The organism is Actinotalea caeni (assembly GCF_009733795.1).
In the GTDB taxonomy this organism is placed as follows: domain Bacteria; phylum Actinomycetota; class Actinomycetes; order Actinomycetales; family Beutenbergiaceae; genus Pseudactinotalea; species Pseudactinotalea caeni.
This window is the reverse complement of sequence record NZ_WNXX01000006.1, coordinates 145,587-160,423: the sequence shown is the minus strand read 5'-3', so window position 1 is coordinate 160,423 and position 14,837 is coordinate 145,587. Positions and strand designations below refer to the sequence as shown.

Here is a 14,837-nt window from a genome sequence, read left to right as displayed (position 1 = left end):
CACCGACCAGTCTGCACCGTCTCGGGTCCCGATGCACCACACCCGGCGCTGCTGTCCGCACGAGCACGAGCCCGGCCGCCGATCGCGAGCGGCGCACCGCTCGTCCTCGCCGTCGTGACTCGTCCTCGCCGCGCGGCTCGACGACGACCGGCGCGACGCCGACGTGCGGCCCCACGCCCCGCGTCCTACCATCCGGGCAGCCGCGCCATCGCTGACGCCGGTTGCTGCATCATCGGGCTCGGCACCCGAGAGAGGACACCGATGGAGCTCCTGCGACTGGGCGGGATCGGCGAGGAGATCCCCGCCGTCCGCCACGACGGCGTGACGCGCGACCTGCGTCCGCTCACCGATGACATCGACGGCGACTTCCTGGCCGCCGACGGCCTGACCCGCGTGCGCGAGGCGCTCGACGGCCTGCCGGTGCTCGAGGGCGCGGACGAGATGCGCATCGGTGCGCCGATCGCCCGCCCGGGCGCTGTGCTGTGCATCGGGATGAACTACGCGGCGCACGCCGCGGAGTCGGGCAGCGCGCCGCCCGAGGTGCCGGTGCTGTTCTTCAAGCACCCGAACACCGTCGTCGGCCCGAACGACGACGTGCCGATGCCGCCAGGTTCGACGAAGCTCGACTGGGAGGTCGAGCTCGGCGTCGTCATCTCCCGGCGCGCGAGCTACCTCGCCTCGCCCGAGGAGGCGTGGGACCACATCGCCGGCTTCGTGACCAGCCAGGACCTGTCCGAGCGCGCGTGGCAGCTCGAGGAGTCCGGCGGGCAGTGGAGCAAGGGCAAGTGCGGCCCCTCCTTCAACCCGCTCGGCCCCGCACTGGTGCCTGTGTCCGACCTGCCGGACCCGAACGCGCTGCGGCTGTGGTCGACGGTCAACGGCGAGACCCGTCAGGACTCGACGACCGCCGACCTGATCTTCGACGTCGCCACGATCGTGTGGCACCTGTCGCAGTACCTCGTGCTCGACCCGGGCGACCTGATCAACACCGGCACGCCCGAGGGCGTCGCGCTGTCGGGTCGTTTCCCCTACCTCGCCGTCGGCGACGTCGTCGAGGTGGGCATCGAGGGTCTGGGCGCGCAGCGCCAGCGCATCGTCTGAGCGAGCCCGTCGCACGGGCGCACGTCGGTGACGACGTGCGCCCGGCTCGGCCGCTGCCGCCGGCCCGGGCTCAGAAGTGCTGCCAGGCCGGCTTGTTCGCGTAGGTCTCGCGGTAGTAGTCGGACAGCGCGAGCCGTGACGCCGCAGCGTCGTCGACGAGCACCGTGACCTTGGGGTGGTGCTGCAGGATCGTGGCCGGCCACATCGCGGAGACCGCGCCCTCGACCAGGTGGTGGATGGCCTCGCTCTTCGCGCGGCCGGTGGCGACCAGCAGGAGGTGCCTGGCCTCCATGATCGTCGCGAGGCCCTGGGTGAGGCAGTGCCGCGGCACGGCGTCGGGGTCGTCGCCGAAGAAGCGCGCGTTGTCGGCGCGGGTCTGCGCCGTCAGGGTCTTGATGCGCGTGCGCGACGCGAGCGAGGAGCCGGGCTCGTTGAACGCGACGTGGCCGTCGGTGCCGATGCCGAGGATCTGCAGGTCGACGCCGCCGGCGGCCGCGATGGCCTCCTCGTAGGCCGCGCAGGCCGCGGGGATGTCCTCGGCGAGCCCGTCGGGGCCGTGCACGCGGTCGGGGTCGATGTCGATGCGGTCGGTCAGCTCGGTGGCGATGACATTGCGGTACCGCTGCGGGTGGTCGGCCGGCAGCCCGACGTACTCGTCGAGCGTGAACGCCTGCGCCCGGGCGAAGCTGACCGTGCCCGCCTCGTGACGGCGCACGAGCTCGTCGTAGATCGCGAGCGGAGACGAGCCGGTGGCGAGCCCGAGGACGGCGTCCGGCTTGCGGTTGAGCAGGTGGCAGAACGCGTCCGCCCCGATCGATGCGATCTCGTCCGGATCGCGCGTGATGATGACCTCCACGCGCTCAGTCTGTCAGCGACGGCGAGCCGCTTCCAATCGGCGCGGGTCGGGGACGACGACGGGCTCCCGGCGTGTGCCGGGAGCCCGTCGGTGTCGGTGCGAGGCGAGGCCTCAGCGCCCGCGTCAGGGCCTGGTGCCACCCTTGCGACCCGACATGCCGAGGTAGATGCCGAGCACGATGATCGCGACGACGATCGAGATGATCCAGCGGATCCAGTCGATGCCGTCGGTCGCCTCGACGCCGATGAGCGCGGCGAGGAAGTACCCGACCACCGCTCCGATGATGCCGATCACGACGGTCGCGACCATGCTGATGTTCTGCCGGCCCGGCTTGATCAGCCGCGCCAGGATGCCGATGACGGCGCCGAAGATGATCGTGCCGATGATTCCGCCAAGCGTGAGCTCCATGAAGCCACCTTTCTCTGTTCGGAGGCGTGCAGGTGCCTCTGAGCACCACAGTGGCAGAAGGGGGAGATCTTGTGAGGGGGCTAGCGCGGCTAGTCTTCGAGGCGCTATAGTCCGCGCCCGCTCAGCCGCCGTCCGGCCCGACCGCCCGGCGACGCGGTGTCATCGCGACGGCGACGCTGATCGCGACGAGCCCGACGATCTCGCCCGGCGTGGGCGTCTGCCGCAGCGCGACCAGCCCGACGACGGTCGCGGTGGCGGGCAGCAGCGCGTTGAGCAGGGCGAAGGCCGCCGTCCCCAGCCGCCGGATCGCCACCTGGTCCAGCGCGTACGGGATCACCGAGGACAGCACGCCGACACCGACGACGGCGAGCCACACCGGCGCCTCGGACCGCAGCAGCGGGCCCGCCCACGGCGCCGCCAGCGGCGCCAGCACGACCGCGGCCACGGTCGTGCCGACCGCGAGCGAGGCCTGCCCGTCGCGCACGGCCGCGATCCGCCCGGCGAGCACCATGTACCAGGCCCAGGTGGCGCCCGCCGCGACCGCGCAGACCAGCCCCAGCACGAGCGGACCGACGTCGTCGTGCAGGTCCCAGCGCAGCCCGACGAGGCTGATCGCGGCGACGCCTGCCGCGGCGAGGCCCGCCGCGACGCGGCCGCGCACCGACCGGCTCCCCCAGGCCGCGACCAGCGCCGGCCCGGCGAACTCGATCGCGACGACGGCGCCCAGCGCCAGGTAGTGGATCGCGACGTAGAACAGCATGTTCATCACGACGAGCACGACGCCGAACAGCGACGTCTGGCGCAGCGTCCGGCGGGTCCACGGCGCGCGCCACGGCCGCATCAGCACGAGCAGCAGGAGCGCGCTCACCACCGCGCGCAGCCACGCCACGGTGTGCGGCGGCATGAGCGCGAACAGCCCGACCGCGATCGCGGCGCCCGAGTACTGCGAGATCCCGGAGGTGATGAACAGCGCCGGCGCCGGGACCCGCGCAAGGCCGCGGGCCGCCGTCGGGTCGGCCACAGGCGCCGTCACCGGCGGTCCAGCGTGACGAGCAGCCCTCGGTGGTCGGAGACCGGCAGGTCGAGCGCCTCGACGGCGACGACGGGCGCACCCTGCACGAGCACGTGGTCGAGCTGGCGGCGCGGTGCGGCGGCGGGGAAGGTCGGCGCCTGCGGCAGCTGCCAGCCCCGGGCCAGCGGCCCGAGCAGCCACGGGTCGAGGTCGAGGTCACCCGCGACGACCGCGGGGGTCGACAGCGTCGCGACCGACCGCAGCAGCGCGCGCACCTGCACGGCCGCGACAGGCGCGAGCAGCGACAGGTGCGCGCTCGCGACGCTCAGCAGGCCCGACGGGGTCGCGAGCACCGCCGCGAGCACGCCGCGCCGCTCGTCGTCACGCAGCGCGGGCCGCCCCTCGCGCAGCACCGGGTAGCGCACCGGGAGCCTCGGCAGCGGCCGCACGAACCACGACACCACGGGCCAGCGCGACGCGAGCGCCAGCCCGTAGCCCGCGCCGTCGTGCGCGCCCCACCGGTCCGGCGAGACCTTGGCACGGCGCACGTCACCGGCCAGGGTGGCGGCGAACCGGACGTGCTCCAGGCCGAGCGCGTCGGCGACCACACGGGCCTGGTCGACCCCGCCGCTGCGGGGCTGGCCGCGGTCGACCTCCTGCAGCGCGACGACGTCGGCGCCCAGCCCGGCGACCGCGGCACCCAGCTCCTCGGCGTTGGTCGGCCGACCCGACCGCGACAGCCCGTGCTGGAGGTTGAGGGTGAGGACCCTCGTCATCCTTCGGGGGCGAAGCGCAGCGCGACCGAGTTGATGCAGTACCGGTCGCCGGTCGGGGTCTGCGGCGCGTCGTCGAACAGGTGGCCCAGGTGGGAGCCGCAGCGCGCGCAGCGCACCTCGGTGCGGATCATGCCGTGCGAGCGGTCCTCGACGAGCTCGACGGCGTCGCCCTCCTGCGGCTGGTAGAAGCTCGGCCAGCCGCAGTGGCTCTCGAACTTCGTCTCGCTGCGGAACAGCTCGGCCCCGCACGCGCGGCAGGAGAAGATCCCGGTGCGGGTCTCGCCGAGGAGCTCACCGGTGTACGGCCGCTCGGTCGCGGCCTCGCGCAGCACCGCGTACTCCATCGGGTCGAGCTCGGCGCGCCACTCCTGCTCGGTCTTGATGACCTTGTCCATGCCCCCCAGTATCGCCCCGTCGGGCCGGGGAACCGGCGTCAGGCCCAGCCGAGCTCGTGGAGCCGCTCGTCGTCGATCCCGAAGTGGTGCGCGACCTCGTGGATGACCGTGACGGCGACCTCCTCGACCACCTCGTCGCGGGAGTCGCACATCCGCAGCGTCGGGTTCCGGAAGATCGTGATCCGGTCGGGCAGCGACCCCGCCGCCCACCACTCGCCGCGCTCGGTGAGCGGGGTGCCCTCGTAGAGGCCGAGCAGGTCCGGGTCGTCGGCGTCGGGCGAGGGCTCGTCCTCGACGAGCACCACCACGTTGTCGATGTGCACCGCGAGCTCGGGCGGGATGAGGTCGAGCGCGTCCGCGACCGCCTCCTCGAACGCCTCCCGCGACATCTCGATCACGGCTCCAGTCTCCACCCGCCGGCCCGGCCGGGCGCGCGTGTGCGGGCCCGCCCGGCGACGTGGCCCGTGCCACACCGCGCCGGTTTGCTCCGGGACCCGCCACTCCCTTATGCTCGTCCAGGTTCTGGGGCGTCTGGCACGTCACGGGCGCTCGGGAAGCCCCCATCGTCTAGCGGCCTAGGACCCCGCCCTTTCACGGCGGTAGCACGGGTTCGAATCCCGTTGGGGGTGCGAACTCGTGCAGAATGTGAAGTGCTTGGCCCCGTAGCTCAGTTGGTTAGAGCGCCGCCCTGTCACGGCGGAGGCCGCCGGTTCAAGTCCGGTCGGGGTCGCGGAACGGTTCGCCGGAAGGCCACCCAGTTCGACGGCGAACCGCCGCCACGGCTCTGTAGCTCAGTTGGTAGAGCGTTCGACTGAAAATCGAAAGGTCACCGGATCGACGCCGGTCGGAGCCACCGTCACGGCCCTCGGGACATCGTCCCGGGGGCCGTCGTCGTACCCGGGGCCCGGTCCGATCGTGCCCGCCGGTGCGGGCGTCGGTACCGTGACCCCATGAGCGAGACGGCGGCCCCCGCGCCCCGAGCCGGGCGCCCCGTCCCGCCCTGGCTGCGGCCGACCCTGGTGCTGAGCGTGTGGTGCTGGTGCGCCGTCGCGCTCGCGTTCGCGCTCGCCCGGGTGCTGGTGGCGGCGGGGGCCGGTCTGCACCCGCTGGCGTTCGCGGGGTACTCGGTGCTCATCTTCCTCGTGCTGCCCGCCGTCGTCGCGGTCGTGGTGACCGCTGCGGCCGCAGGCGCGCAGCGCGCCGAGCCGCCGCCGTGGGTGCACGCGCTCGTGGCCGCGCTCGCGCTGGGCGGCTGGACCCTCGTGCTCACCGGCGACCTCGGCTGGGCGCTCGTCTACGGCGTCGGGGCCGCGCTCGCGGCGGGCGTCGCGGTGCTCGCACGCAACCGTGACACGCGGTGGGGTCGCATCGGCGTCCTGGCGCTCGGCGTGCTCGCCGTCGGCGGGGCCTGGGCCGGGCTCGAGGGCCGTGGCTGACGCCGGCGTCCGGCCGCGCCCGGCCGTCGCCGACGGCTTCGACTGGCGTCGCACGCTCCGCACCTGCGCGCGCTGCTGGTTCGGTGCCCTGCTGCTGGTCGCCGCGTTCTCGGGTCTGCTCGGCGTCGGCGGCGGGAGCGCCGTGGGCCAGCTCCTCGGGCTGGCGGCGGTCGCGGCGGTCCTCTCGACGCTGCTCGTGCTGGTCGCGGGCTCGCTCGCCGACCGCGAGATGCCGCTCGGTGTGCACCTGCTGCTCGCAGCGGTGGGCACCAGCCTCGCGCTGGGCGTGCTCACGTGGAACATGGCGATCGGCGCGGTGGGGGCGGTCCCCGGCCTCGTGGCCGCGGGCCTCGGCGCGGCGGTCACCGCCGGCCGACCCACCTGGCGGCGGTACGCGGCCTGGCTCGCCGGCGCCGTCGCGCTCGGCGTCCTGCTCACCCTGGGCTGACGCCGCGGGAACACGCGGCCCGGCTCGCCCGTTGACCACCTGCCGCACCGACCGGAGGGAGCCCTCGTGCCACGTACCGCCCAGCCCACCGCCCCCGACACCACGATCGACCGCAGCAGCACCGCCGAGCTCGACCGCCAGCTGGAGACCCTGCTCCGGCTCGGCTACCCCGCGCTCATGGGGATGTCCGAGGCCGAGCTGACCGACGCCGTCGGCAGGCTCGCCGCGCGGCTGCCCTGCGGGCCGAGCACGGTCGCCGAGGAGGACCACGTGCCGTTCGTGGTCGTGCCCCGGACCGCGCCGCTGCGCGAGACGGCGCTGCTCATGACGAAGGACGACCGTCCGGCGGCGCTGATGATCCCCGACGACGAGCTCGCCTCCTACGCCCCGATCGCGGGCGTGGAGATCCCGGAGGCGCCGGTGTACCTGCTCACCGACATCGACACCGGGACCGAGCTCACGAACGTCACGCCCGAGTCGGCGCTCACGACGATCACCGGCCGCGGCCGCACCCCGCTGACGATCGCCGAGGGCATCGCGCTCGTCACCCAGCGCCCCGACATGCTGCGCAAGAACAAGTGCTTCTCGCTGCTCGCGTCGCGGCGCACGGGTCAGAAGGTCCCCGCGATCTGGATCTCCGACCGGGCCCCCAAGCTCGGCTGGTGCTGGGACCGCAACCCGCACACCTGGCTGGGGTCCGCCTCGGCCGGCGCGCGGTCGGTGTGACCCCCGCGCCGGTGGCAGCATGAGCCCATGCTGCTGCACGACCTCGCCCAGGTGATCGGTGCGACCTCGACGTCGCTTCCCGACGTCGAGGTCGCCGCCATCACCCACAACGCCGGTTGGGCGCGACCCGGCTCGGCGTTCGTGGCGATCCGCGGCGCCCGCGCCGACGGTCACCGCTTCCTCGCGGAGGCGGTCGACCGCGGCGCGGTCGCCGTCATCGGGGAGGGCCTGCCCGACGGCGTCGCCTGCCCGGTCCCCTACCTCGCCGTCCGCGGCGCCCGCGCGGCGCTCGCCGACGGCGCCGCCGCGCTCGCCGGCCACCCCAGCCGCGCGCTGCGCGTCGTCGGGGTCACCGGGACCGACGGCAAGACCACCACCAGCTGGCTCACCCGGCACCTGCTGCGCGCCGCGGGGCTGGGCACCGGGCTGCTCTCGACCGTCGGCTACGAGCTGCCGGACGGCGCGCTGCGCCACTTCCCCGCCCACTTCACCACTCCGGAGGCGCCGGAGGTGCAGCGCGTGCTCGGCGAGGTGGTCGCCACCGGCGGTCACGCCGTCGTGCTCGAGGCGAGCAGCCACGCGCTCGCGATGGACCGGGTGCGCGCGGTCGACTGGGACGTCGCCGTCTGGACGCACCTCACGCAGGAGCACCTCGACTTCCACGGCACCGTCGAGAACTACTTCGCCGACAAGGCGCGCCTCGTGCAGCGCTCGCCGTTCGCGGTCCTCAACGCCGACGACCCGTGGACCGCCCGGCTGCGCGGGATCGCCCCCGAGGAGACCGAGTACTCCGCCGAGGGCCGCGACGCCGCCTGGGTCGCGCACGACGTCGAGGAGCGCGCCGACGGCCTGGCGTTCGCCGTCGACAGCCCGCTCGGCCGGCTCGACGCCTGGCTGCCGATGATCGGCCGGTTCAACGTCGCCAACGCGCTCGCCGCGATGGCGGCCGCGCAGCGGCTGGGGGCGACGGCGGAGCACCTGCTCACCGGTCTGCGCACCTTCGCCGGTGTGCCCGGCCGCATGGAGCTGGTGCCGGGCCGCCCGGACGACCCGCGCGTCATCGTCGACTTCGCCCACACCCCGCCCAGCCTGGAGAAGGCGCTCGCGACCGTGCGCGCCACCACCGAGGGCGAGCTGTGGGTGGTCATCGGGTCCGCGGGCGGCCCGCGCGACCCGTCGAAGCGTGCACCGCTCGGCGAGGTCGCCTCCCGGCTCGCCGACCACGCGGTGTTCACCGAGGAGGACCACCGCGACACCCCGCTCGCCGAGATCCTCGCCGAGATGGAGCGCGGCGCCGCCGGGCCGGGCACGACCACGAGCATCGGCGACCGGCGCGAGGCGATCCGGCACGCCGTCGGGCACGCCCGTGCCGGCGACACCGTGGTGCTCGCCGGCAAGGGGCCCGAGGACACGCTCGAGCGTGACACCGAGACGATCCCGTGGGACGAGGTCGCCGAGGCCCGCGAAGCGCTGCGGCTGCGCCACTAGCGCTGCTGCACGGGCTCCGGCGACTCGATGTCCTCCCGGGTGAGGGCGTCGGCGTCGAACGCGCGCGGCTCGACCATGACGATCCAGTTGCCCGAGTTGTCCCGGATCAGCGCCTCGACGCCGTAGGGCCGCTCCGCGGGCGGCTGCAGCACGGTGACGCCCTTCGCCTCGAGCTCGGCGCAGGTGGCGCGGCAGTCGTCGACGTTCAGCCCCACGCCGGGCATGCCGCCGGCGTCGAGGGCGCGCCGGATCTGCTGCTGCAGCTCCTCCGACAGCGGCGGACCGGGGGTCGTGAGGTGCAGGTGGAGCTCGGGCTGGCGGGGATGGACGACGGTCAGCCAGCGGAAGTCCTCCGCGAGCTGGATGTCGTCGCCGACCTCGAAGCCGAGGACGTCGGTGTAGAAGGCGAGCGAGGCGTCCTGATCCTTCACCCACACGCTGACGAGGGAGACGTTGGTGATCATGCGACCACGCTAGGGACGCCGCGCGGCCGTGCGCTTCTCCTGGTTTGCGGTGCTCGTCGTGGCCCCGGACCGAGCGGTCTCGGCCAGCCCCCACATGAACACGTAGCACCCCGGGATGCGGGGGGCGCCCGTGGCCGCGTAGCGAGCCTGGAAGGCGCTCGGCGACTCCCCCACGACCTCGCGGAAGCGCGTGCTGAACGAGCCCAGGCTGCTGAAGCCGACGGCGTGGCACACCTCGGTGACGGTGAGGTTCGTGGCGCGCAGCAGGTCCTGGGCGCGCTCGATGCGCCGCTGGGACAGGTACGCGGCCGGGCTGAGCCCGTAGGTCGCCGTGAACAGGCGCTGGAAGTGGAACCGGCTGAGCCGGGCGACCGCGGCCAGCTGGGCGAGGTCGAGCGGCTCGGCGAAGTGGCGGTCCGCGTGGTCGCGCGCCGCCCGCAGGTGCACGAGCACGTCGTCGTGCGCTCGCGTGGTCACACCGTGAGTCTAGGGACGCCCGCTCACAGGACGGCGCGCACCACCGGTACCCGGCGCAGCGGCAGCACGACGGCGCAGGTCACCCCGATCGCGAGCACGATCCGGGCCAGCAGCGTACCGAGGTCGGGCGCGGGGTCGTCGCCGTGGAGGAACCCGGTGATCTGCAGCGCCGTCAGCACGGTCATGTGGAACCCGAAGATGCCCATCGTGGCGCCACCCACCTCGTCGGCCACGGTCATCGCGGGCGGCCGGAGGAGCCCGCGCAGCACGCCATCAGGCGCCAGCAGCCCGTGCGCCAGCACGAAGACGGCGATCGAGTACAGCGCCATCCCCGCGCCGTAGTAGTTCACCGGCGCCGCCTCCGTCAGCCACGACGGCGACTCGCCCGACCCCCACTGCCACGGCAGCAGGGCAGCGAGCGAGACCGTCACGACGCCGAGCAGCGCCAGCGCGACGCCGCGCAGCCTGACCTCGCGCAGCACCCACCCGAGCAGGTAGTACCCCAGGTACGGCAGCCACCACAGCACCGCGTTCTCGACCGCGCCCGTCGGCGCGCGCAGCCCGGCGGCCGTGACGGTCGCACCGAGGGCGAGCACGCCCAGCACCGCGACGCCGGGCCGACCCCACCGGCGCACGAGCAGCATCAGCAGCGGCGTGATCGCCGACAGCCCGAGCACGATCCAGAAGAAGTACAGCTGCGTGAACAGCTCCCCGTTGACCACGCGGCTGAGGAGGTCGACGGGCTCCAGCTCGTCGCCGCGCACCCACCGCACCCCCACGTACCAGAGGTGCCAGAACACCACCGCCGGCACGAGCCGCAGCGCCCGGCGCCGCAGGAAGTCGGCGGCCCCGCGGTACCGGTCGGGGTCGAGGTTGAGCGCGCCGCTCACCAGCACGAAGACCGGGACGGCGAAGTGGATCGCCATGTCGAGGACGACCGCGAACCGGCCGACCGGGCGCTCCCAGGCACCGTCGGCCGCAGCGGTCGAGGCGGTCGCGTGGATCGTCACCACGGCGAGGATCGCGACGGCGCGCAGCCAGGTCAGCCACGCCGTCGGGCTCGCCTGCTCGTCGGTGGTCATCGTACCCACGCTAACCAGCCGTCGGGGCGTCGCCGCACCGGCTGGGCACCCTCCGCCACCATCCGCGAGGCCGCCCCGCCGAGCGAGCTCGTACCTGCGTACCCGGCTCGTACGGTGCACGGTACGAGCTCGGCACGGGGCTACGAGATCGGCACGCGGCTACGAGCTCGGCGGGGCGACCAGCGCGGTGACGGGCGCGGTGACGGGTGCGCGCCGCGCCGTCGCGCGACCTGCACGGATGCCCCGGCGCGACTGCGTGCCGGAGCGCGCGTCACGGTAGTGTCGTGACGTGGCGCACCGGTCCAGGGTGCCGCGTGGAGAGGGGTGGACACGGTGACCGAGACGACCCCACGCCCAGGGGGCGAGCCCTCGCTGGGCCAGCTGGTCGGACGGATGACCGAGACGATGTCGACGTTGGTCCGCGACGAGATCCAGCTCGCGCAGGCCCAGCTCGCCGAGAAGGGCAAGGCCGTGGGCGCGGGTGCCGCGCTGCTCGCGGTCGCCGGCGTGTTCGGGCTGTTCGGGCTGGGCTGGCTGCTGCACGCGCTGTACCTCGCGCTCGACCTCGCGCTGCCCGGCTGGGCGGCCGCGCTGATCGTCGCCGGCGTCGTGCTCGTGGTCGCGGCCGTCGCCGCGCTGGTCGGCAAGACCATGCTGAGCAAGGGCCCGACGCCGCAGCCCAAGGAGAGCATCCAGCGCGACATCGACGCGTTCAAGGCAGGGGTGTCCCAGTGAGCACGGATCAGCAGCAGCCCAAGCGCTCGGCCGCCGAGATCGAGGCCGACCTCCGTCGCACCCGCGAGGAGCTGACGCGCACCGTCGACGAGATCTCCGACCGGCTCGACCCCCGCCGGCAGGCGCAGGCGGCAGCGGACAAGGGCCGCGCGTTCGTCGAGGACGTGCGCGCCGGCGAGCCTCGAGCCGTGCAGATCGCCGGCGGCGCGCTCGCAGCGATCGCCGGGCTCGTCGGCATCGCGATCCTGCGTCGCAGCCGCTGAACCACCCGCCGGACCCCGCCCGTCTCGCCATCCGGGCAGGCCGAGTCCTCGGCCCGGACGCCTCGACGTGAGACACAGCGCGGCGACGGGGTAGGCTGGCACCACGACACACTGATCATTCCGGCCGTACTACGTCTGCGACGGTGTACGGCTCGGCCCAAGCGGAGGGGGTCACGCCATGGGGCGCGGCCGTCAGAAGGCCAAGCAGACCAAGGTCGCTCGGCAGCTCAAGTACTACAGCCCGCAGACCGATCTCAGCGCTCTCGAGCGCGAGCTCGCTGCGAGCGGCGGCTCGGACGACCGCTGGGAGATTCCTCCTGCCCAGGACGAGGACGACGACGACTGGCGCGAGGCCAGCGGTCGGTAGCTCCTGCGGCAGCGACGTGGTCGCGGCACCGAGGACGTCGACGACGTCGGCCCCCTCGACCGGGTACCTCACCCACGGCGGCGCTGATCACCCACGTCGGGTCGCTCAGCCACGCCGGTAGGCGCCGGTCAGGCGGACCGCGCCGCCGTCGACGCCCTTGGTGCCGCTGACGACGTCGCCGTCGGCGGTCGTCGTGGTCGCGGCACCGCGCACCTCGCCGAGCACCCAGGGCGACAGGCCCATCTCGGCGGCCCGTCGCAGGGTCGCGTCCGCGCCGTCTGCGCCGACGACCGCGACCATGCCCACGCCCAGGTTGAGCGTGTGCTCGAGGTCCGACCACGGCACCGAGCCCAGCTCGCGCACGAGGTCGAAGACCGGCGGCACGACCCACGAGCCACGGTCCACGTCGGCGACCGTCCCGGCCGGCAGCACGCGCGCCAGGTTGGCGGCGAGCCCGCCACCGGTCACGTGGGTGTAGGCGTGCACGTCGCACGCCGGGTCGGCGGCGAGCGCGAGGCAGTCCGCGGCGTAGACACGGGTGGGCTCGAGCAGCTCCTCCCCCAGCGTCCGGCCCAGCTCGGGCACGTGCCGGTCGAGGGCCCAGCCGGCGTGCTCGACCACCCGCCGCACGAGCGAGTAGCCGTTGGAGTGCAGGCCGGAGCTCGCGAGCGCGACGAGCACGTCGCCCTCCCGCACACGGTCGGGGCCGAGCACGTCGTCGGCCTCCACGACACCGGTGCACGCGCCCGCCACGTCGTACTCGTGCTCGCCGAGCAGCCCGGGGTGCTCGGCGGTCTCGCCGCCGACCAGCGGCACGCCGGCGAGCGCGCAGGCCTCCGCGATGCCGCGCACGATCGCGGCGATCCGCTCGGGCACGACCTTGCCGCACGCGATGTAGTCGGTCATGAGCAGCGGCCGCGCACCGACCACGACGATGTCGTCGACGACCATCCCCACGAGGTCGTGGCCGATCGTGTCGTGGACGTCGAGCGCCTGCGCGATCGCGACCTTGGTGCCGACGCCGTCGGTCGAGGTGGCGAGCAGCGGCCGGCGCATGTCCCGCAGCGCCGAGGCGTCGACCATGCCGGCGAACCCGCCGAAGCCACCGAGCACCGTGCTGCCGTGGGTGGCGCGCACGGCGTCCTTCATCAGCTCGACGGCGAGGTCGCCCGCCTTGGTGTCCACGCCGGCGTCGGCATAGGTGATCGGCTCGCTCATGCGTGCTCCTCGGTGTCGGCGACCCGCTGGGCGGCGCAGGTCGTCACGGGTGGCGCAGCGCGCCGGAGCCACCGGCCCCGACGGTGATGCTCGACAGGCCGTCCTCCGGCGCCCCCAGCGGCAGCTCGTCCTGCTCGCGCAGGCCCGCGGCGACCGCGTGGTCGGCGATCGGCACCGGGTAGGAGCCGGTGAAGCACGCGGCGCACAGCTGCGAGGCGGGCTGCTCGGTGGCCTCGATCATGCCCTCGAGCGAGATGTAGCCGAGCGAGTCCGCGCCCAGGGACGCACCGACCTCGGCGACCGTGAGCCCGTTCGCGATCAGCTCGGCGCGGGTGGCGAAGTCGATGCCGTAGAAGCACGGCCACGTGACCGGCGGCGAGGAGATCCGCACGTGCACCTCGGCGGCGCCCGCCTCGCGCAGCATCCGCACCAGCGCCCGCTGGGTGTTGCCGCGCACGATCGAGTCGTCGACGACGACCAGCCGCTTGCCGCGGATGACCTCGCGCAGCGGGTTCAGCTTGAGCCGGATGCCGAGCTGGCGGATCGTCTGCGAGGGCTGGATGAACGTGCGGCCGACGTAGGCGTTCTTCGTCAGCCCCTGCGCGAACGGGATGCCCGACTCGGTGGCGTAGCCGATCGCCGCCGGGGTGCCGGACTCCGGCGTGGGGATGACGAGGTCGGCCTCGACCGGGTGCTCGCGCGCGAGCGCACGACCCATCGCCACCCGGGCGGCGTGGACGCTGCGGCCCGCGATCGTGGTGTCGGGCCGGGCGAGGTAGACGTACTCGAACACGCACCCCTTGGGCTGCGGCTCGGCGAAGCGCCGGCTGCGCAGGCCGTCGGCGTCGATCGCGATCAGCTCGCCCGGCTCGACCTCGCGCACGAACGAGGCGCCGATGATGTCGAGGGCCGCGGTCTCCGACGCGACGACCCAGCCGCGCTCCAGGCGGCCGAGCACGAGCGGCCGGATGCCGTGCGGGTCGCGGGCGGCGTAGAGGGTGTCCTCGGAGATGAACGCGAGCGAGAAGGCGCCCTGCACGCGGGGCAGCACCTCGAGCGCGGTGGCCTCGAGCGTGTGGTCGGGGTCGCCCGAGAGCAGCGCGGTCAGCACGAAGGTGTCGGTCGCGCAGCGGTCCACGAGGTCGTCGCGCGTGCGGGGGCCGTAGCGCTCCTCGACCAGCCGCACGAGCTCGGCGGTGTTGGTGAGGTTGCCGTTGTGGCCGAGCGCGATCGTGCCCTCGGCCGTGGGGCCCAGGGTGGGCTGCGCGTTCTCCCAGGTGCTGGCGCCGGTCGTGGAGTAGCGCACGTGCCCGAGCGCGATGTGCCCGGTGAGCGAGGACAGCGCCATGTCGTCGAAGACCTGGGAGACGAGCCCCATGTCCTTGTAGACGAGGATCTGCTTGCCGTTGGACGTCGCGATGCCCGCCGACTCCTGGCCGCGGTGCTGCAGCGCGTAGAGCCCGAAGTAGGTGAGCTTGGCGACCTCCTCACCGGGTGCCCAGACACCGAAGACGCCGCACTCGTCCTGCGGGCCCTTGTCGTGAGGATCGAACTCGTGCGTCAGTCGTCCGTCGCCGCGCGCCAC

The 14,837-nt window shown here is 74.0% G+C and carries 19 protein-coding genes and 3 tRNA genes; 11 read left to right on the top strand and 11 right to left on the bottom strand.

The annotated features are described in order from the left end of the window. The first annotated feature begins 261 nt into the window (after positions 1 to 261). Positions 262 to 1,101 (top strand): fumarylacetoacetate hydrolase family protein, encoded by an 840-nt coding sequence (locus GPA02_RS07640; protein ID WP_156199315.1) that lies wholly within the window; start codon positions 262 to 264, stop codon positions 1,099 to 1,101. A gap of 70 nt (positions 1,102 to 1,171) precedes the next feature. On the opposite strand, the gene nagB is transcribed toward GPA02_RS07640, so the two are convergent. The 6 genes from nagB to GPA02_RS07610 all read right to left on the bottom strand — a co-directional run bounded on the left by nagB (position 1,172) and on the right by GPA02_RS07610 (position 4,937). After that, positions 1,172 to 1,957 carry a glucosamine-6-phosphate deaminase gene (gene nagB / locus GPA02_RS07635; protein WP_156199314.1) on the bottom strand — a complete coding sequence of 262 codons (786 nt, stop codon included), beginning with the start codon at positions 1,955 to 1,957 and terminating at the stop codon, positions 1,172 to 1,174. A gap of 123 nt (positions 1,958 to 2,080) precedes the next feature. Next, positions 2,081 to 2,365, bottom strand: a complete 285-nt coding sequence (locus GPA02_RS07630; RefSeq protein WP_156199313.1) for a GlsB/YeaQ/YmgE family stress response membrane protein — start codon at positions 2,363 to 2,365, stop codon at positions 2,081 to 2,083. A 121-nt stretch (positions 2,366 to 2,486) separates the two neighbouring features. Further along, positions 2,487 to 3,398, bottom strand: a complete 912-nt coding sequence (locus GPA02_RS07625) for an EamA family transporter (protein WP_240133941.1) — start codon at positions 3,396 to 3,398, stop codon at positions 2,487 to 2,489. After that, positions 3,395 to 4,153 (bottom strand): endonuclease/exonuclease/phosphatase family protein, encoded by a 759-nt coding sequence (locus GPA02_RS07620; RefSeq protein WP_156199312.1) that lies wholly within the window; start codon positions 4,151 to 4,153, stop codon positions 3,395 to 3,397. The genes GPA02_RS07625 and GPA02_RS07620 overlap by 4 nt, the downstream gene beginning before the upstream one ends. Continuing rightward, positions 4,150 to 4,548 carry a peptide-methionine (R)-S-oxide reductase MsrB gene (gene msrB / locus GPA02_RS07615; protein ID WP_156199311.1) on the bottom strand — a complete coding sequence of 133 codons (399 nt, stop codon included), beginning with the start codon at positions 4,546 to 4,548 and terminating at the stop codon, positions 4,150 to 4,152. Before msrB ends, GPA02_RS07620 begins: the two co-directional genes overlap by 4 nt. Before the next feature lie 38 nt (positions 4,549 to 4,586). Further along, on the bottom strand, positions 4,587 to 4,937 hold the full coding sequence (locus tag GPA02_RS07610; protein ID WP_156199372.1) for a metallopeptidase family protein: 351 nt from the start codon (positions 4,935 to 4,937) through the stop codon (positions 4,587 to 4,589). Between the two features lie 167 nt (positions 4,938 to 5,104). On the opposite strand from GPA02_RS07610, the gene GPA02_RS07605 reads away from it, so the two are divergent. The 7 genes from GPA02_RS07605 (at position 5,105) to GPA02_RS07575 (ending at position 8,646) form a co-directional block, all read left to right on the top strand. Beyond that, positions 5,105 to 5,177 (top strand) — tRNA-Glu (locus GPA02_RS07605). Between the two features lie 27 nt (positions 5,178 to 5,204). Beyond that, positions 5,205 to 5,278: transfer RNA gene (locus GPA02_RS07600), tRNA-Asp, on the top strand. 50 nt (positions 5,279 to 5,328) lie between these two features. Continuing rightward, positions 5,329 to 5,401, top strand: a tRNA-Phe gene (locus GPA02_RS07595). A 97-nt stretch (positions 5,402 to 5,498) separates the two neighbouring features. Further along, positions 5,499 to 5,984, top strand: a complete 486-nt coding sequence (locus tag GPA02_RS07590; RefSeq protein WP_156199310.1) for a hypothetical protein — start codon at positions 5,499 to 5,501, stop codon at positions 5,982 to 5,984. Next, complete coding sequence (locus tag GPA02_RS07585; RefSeq protein ID WP_156199309.1) at positions 5,977 to 6,432, top strand: hypothetical protein; 456 nt, start codon at positions 5,977 to 5,979, stop codon at positions 6,430 to 6,432. The genes GPA02_RS07590 and GPA02_RS07585 overlap by 8 nt, the downstream gene beginning before the upstream one ends. A gap of 66 nt (positions 6,433 to 6,498) precedes the next feature. Then, a complete protein-coding gene (locus GPA02_RS07580) occupies positions 6,499 to 7,158 on the top strand; it encodes a DUF5701 family protein (RefSeq protein WP_156199308.1) in 660 nt (219 codons plus the stop codon). Positions 7,159 to 7,185: 27 nt separating this feature from the next. Next, positions 7,186 to 8,646: a UDP-N-acetylmuramoyl-L-alanyl-D-glutamate--2,6-diaminopimelate ligase gene (locus GPA02_RS07575; RefSeq protein WP_156199307.1), complete on the top strand. Its 1,461-nt coding sequence runs from the start codon at positions 7,186 to 7,188 to the stop codon at positions 8,644 to 8,646. Here the strand turns inward: GPA02_RS07575 and GPA02_RS07570 are convergent. Genes GPA02_RS07570 through GPA02_RS07560 form a run of 3 tightly spaced genes read right to left on the bottom strand, consistent with a single transcriptional unit; the run spans position 8,643 to position 10,669 of the window. After that, positions 8,643 to 9,110 (bottom strand): VOC family protein, encoded by a 468-nt coding sequence (locus GPA02_RS07570; RefSeq protein ID WP_156199306.1) that lies wholly within the window; start codon positions 9,108 to 9,110, stop codon positions 8,643 to 8,645. The genes GPA02_RS07575 and GPA02_RS07570 overlap by 4 nt on opposite strands. Positions 9,111 to 9,119: 9 nt before the next feature. Then, a complete protein-coding gene (locus tag GPA02_RS07565; RefSeq protein WP_156199305.1) occupies positions 9,120 to 9,587 on the bottom strand; it encodes a helix-turn-helix domain-containing protein in 468 nt (155 codons plus the stop codon). A 23-nt stretch (positions 9,588 to 9,610) separates the two neighbouring features. Further along, a complete protein-coding gene (locus tag GPA02_RS07560) occupies positions 9,611 to 10,669 on the bottom strand; it encodes an acyltransferase (protein WP_156199304.1) in 1,059 nt (352 codons plus the stop codon). 333 nt (positions 10,670 to 11,002) lie between these two features. On the opposite strand from GPA02_RS07560, the gene GPA02_RS07555 reads away from it, so the two are divergent. The 3 genes from GPA02_RS07555 (at position 11,003) to GPA02_RS07545 (ending at position 12,034) form a co-directional block, all read left to right on the top strand. After that, a complete protein-coding gene (locus GPA02_RS07555; protein WP_240133940.1) occupies positions 11,003 to 11,404 on the top strand; it encodes a phage holin family protein in 402 nt (133 codons plus the stop codon). After that, positions 11,401 to 11,667 carry a DUF3618 domain-containing protein gene (locus GPA02_RS07550; protein WP_156199303.1) on the top strand — a complete coding sequence of 89 codons (267 nt, stop codon included), beginning with the start codon at positions 11,401 to 11,403 and terminating at the stop codon, positions 11,665 to 11,667. Before GPA02_RS07555 ends, GPA02_RS07550 begins: the two co-directional genes overlap by 4 nt. A 178-nt stretch (positions 11,668 to 11,845) precedes the next feature. After that, positions 11,846 to 12,034, top strand: a complete 189-nt coding sequence (locus GPA02_RS07545) for a DUF3073 domain-containing protein (RefSeq protein WP_156199302.1) — start codon at positions 11,846 to 11,848, stop codon at positions 12,032 to 12,034. 105 nt (positions 12,035 to 12,139) lie between these two features. Here GPA02_RS07545 and purM read toward each other — a convergent pair whose 3' ends face one another. Together purM and purF are read right to left on the bottom strand one after the other, a co-directional pair. Further along, entirely contained in the window at positions 12,140 to 13,252 is a 1,113-nt protein-coding gene (gene purM, locus GPA02_RS07540; protein ID WP_156199301.1) for a phosphoribosylformylglycinamidine cyclo-ligase, read from the bottom strand. Positions 13,253 to 13,295: 43 nt separating this feature from the next. Continuing rightward, the gene (gene purF / locus GPA02_RS07535) at positions 13,296 to 14,837 is read right to left on the bottom strand and encodes an amidophosphoribosyltransferase (protein WP_156199300.1); all 1,542 of its coding nucleotides are present in this window, start codon (positions 14,835 to 14,837) and stop codon (positions 13,296 to 13,298) included.

What these genes read in the sequence shown, in the direction of transcription:
- GPA02_RS07640 (WP_156199315.1), top strand. Translation starts at nt 262, where the DNA reads ATGGAGCTCCTGCGACTGGGCGGGATCGGCGAGGAGATCCCCGCCGTC.
- GPA02_RS07630 (WP_156199313.1), bottom strand. Translation starts at nt 2,365, where the DNA reads ATGGAGCTCACGCTTGGCGGAATCATCGGCACGATCATCTTCGGCGCC.
- GPA02_RS07620 (WP_156199312.1), bottom strand. Translation starts at nt 4,153, where the DNA reads ATGACGAGGGTCCTCACCCTCAACCTCCAGCACGGGCTGTCGCGGTCG.
- msrB (WP_156199311.1), bottom strand. Translation starts at nt 4,548, where the DNA reads ATGGACAAGGTCATCAAGACCGAGCAGGAGTGGCGCGCCGAGCTCGAC.
- GPA02_RS07610 (WP_156199372.1), bottom strand. Translation starts at nt 4,937, where the DNA reads ATGTCGCGGGAGGCGTTCGAGGAGGCGGTCGCGGACGCGCTCGACCTC.
- GPA02_RS07590 (WP_156199310.1), top strand. Translation starts at nt 5,499, where the DNA reads ATGAGCGAGACGGCGGCCCCCGCGCCCCGAGCCGGGCGCCCCGTCCCG.
- GPA02_RS07575 (WP_156199307.1), top strand. Translation starts at nt 7,186, where the DNA reads ATGCTGCTGCACGACCTCGCCCAGGTGATCGGTGCGACCTCGACGTCG.
- GPA02_RS07570 (WP_156199306.1), bottom strand. Translation starts at nt 9,110, where the DNA reads ATGATCACCAACGTCTCCCTCGTCAGCGTGTGGGTGAAGGATCAGGAC.
- GPA02_RS07560 (WP_156199304.1), bottom strand. Translation starts at nt 10,669, where the DNA reads ATGACCACCGACGAGCAGGCGAGCCCGACGGCGTGGCTGACCTGGCTG.
- GPA02_RS07545 (WP_156199302.1), top strand. Translation starts at nt 11,846, where the DNA reads ATGGGGCGCGGCCGTCAGAAGGCCAAGCAGACCAAGGTCGCTCGGCAG.
- purM (WP_156199301.1), bottom strand. Translation starts at nt 13,252, where the DNA reads ATGAGCGAGCCGATCACCTATGCCGACGCCGGCGTGGACACCAAGGCG.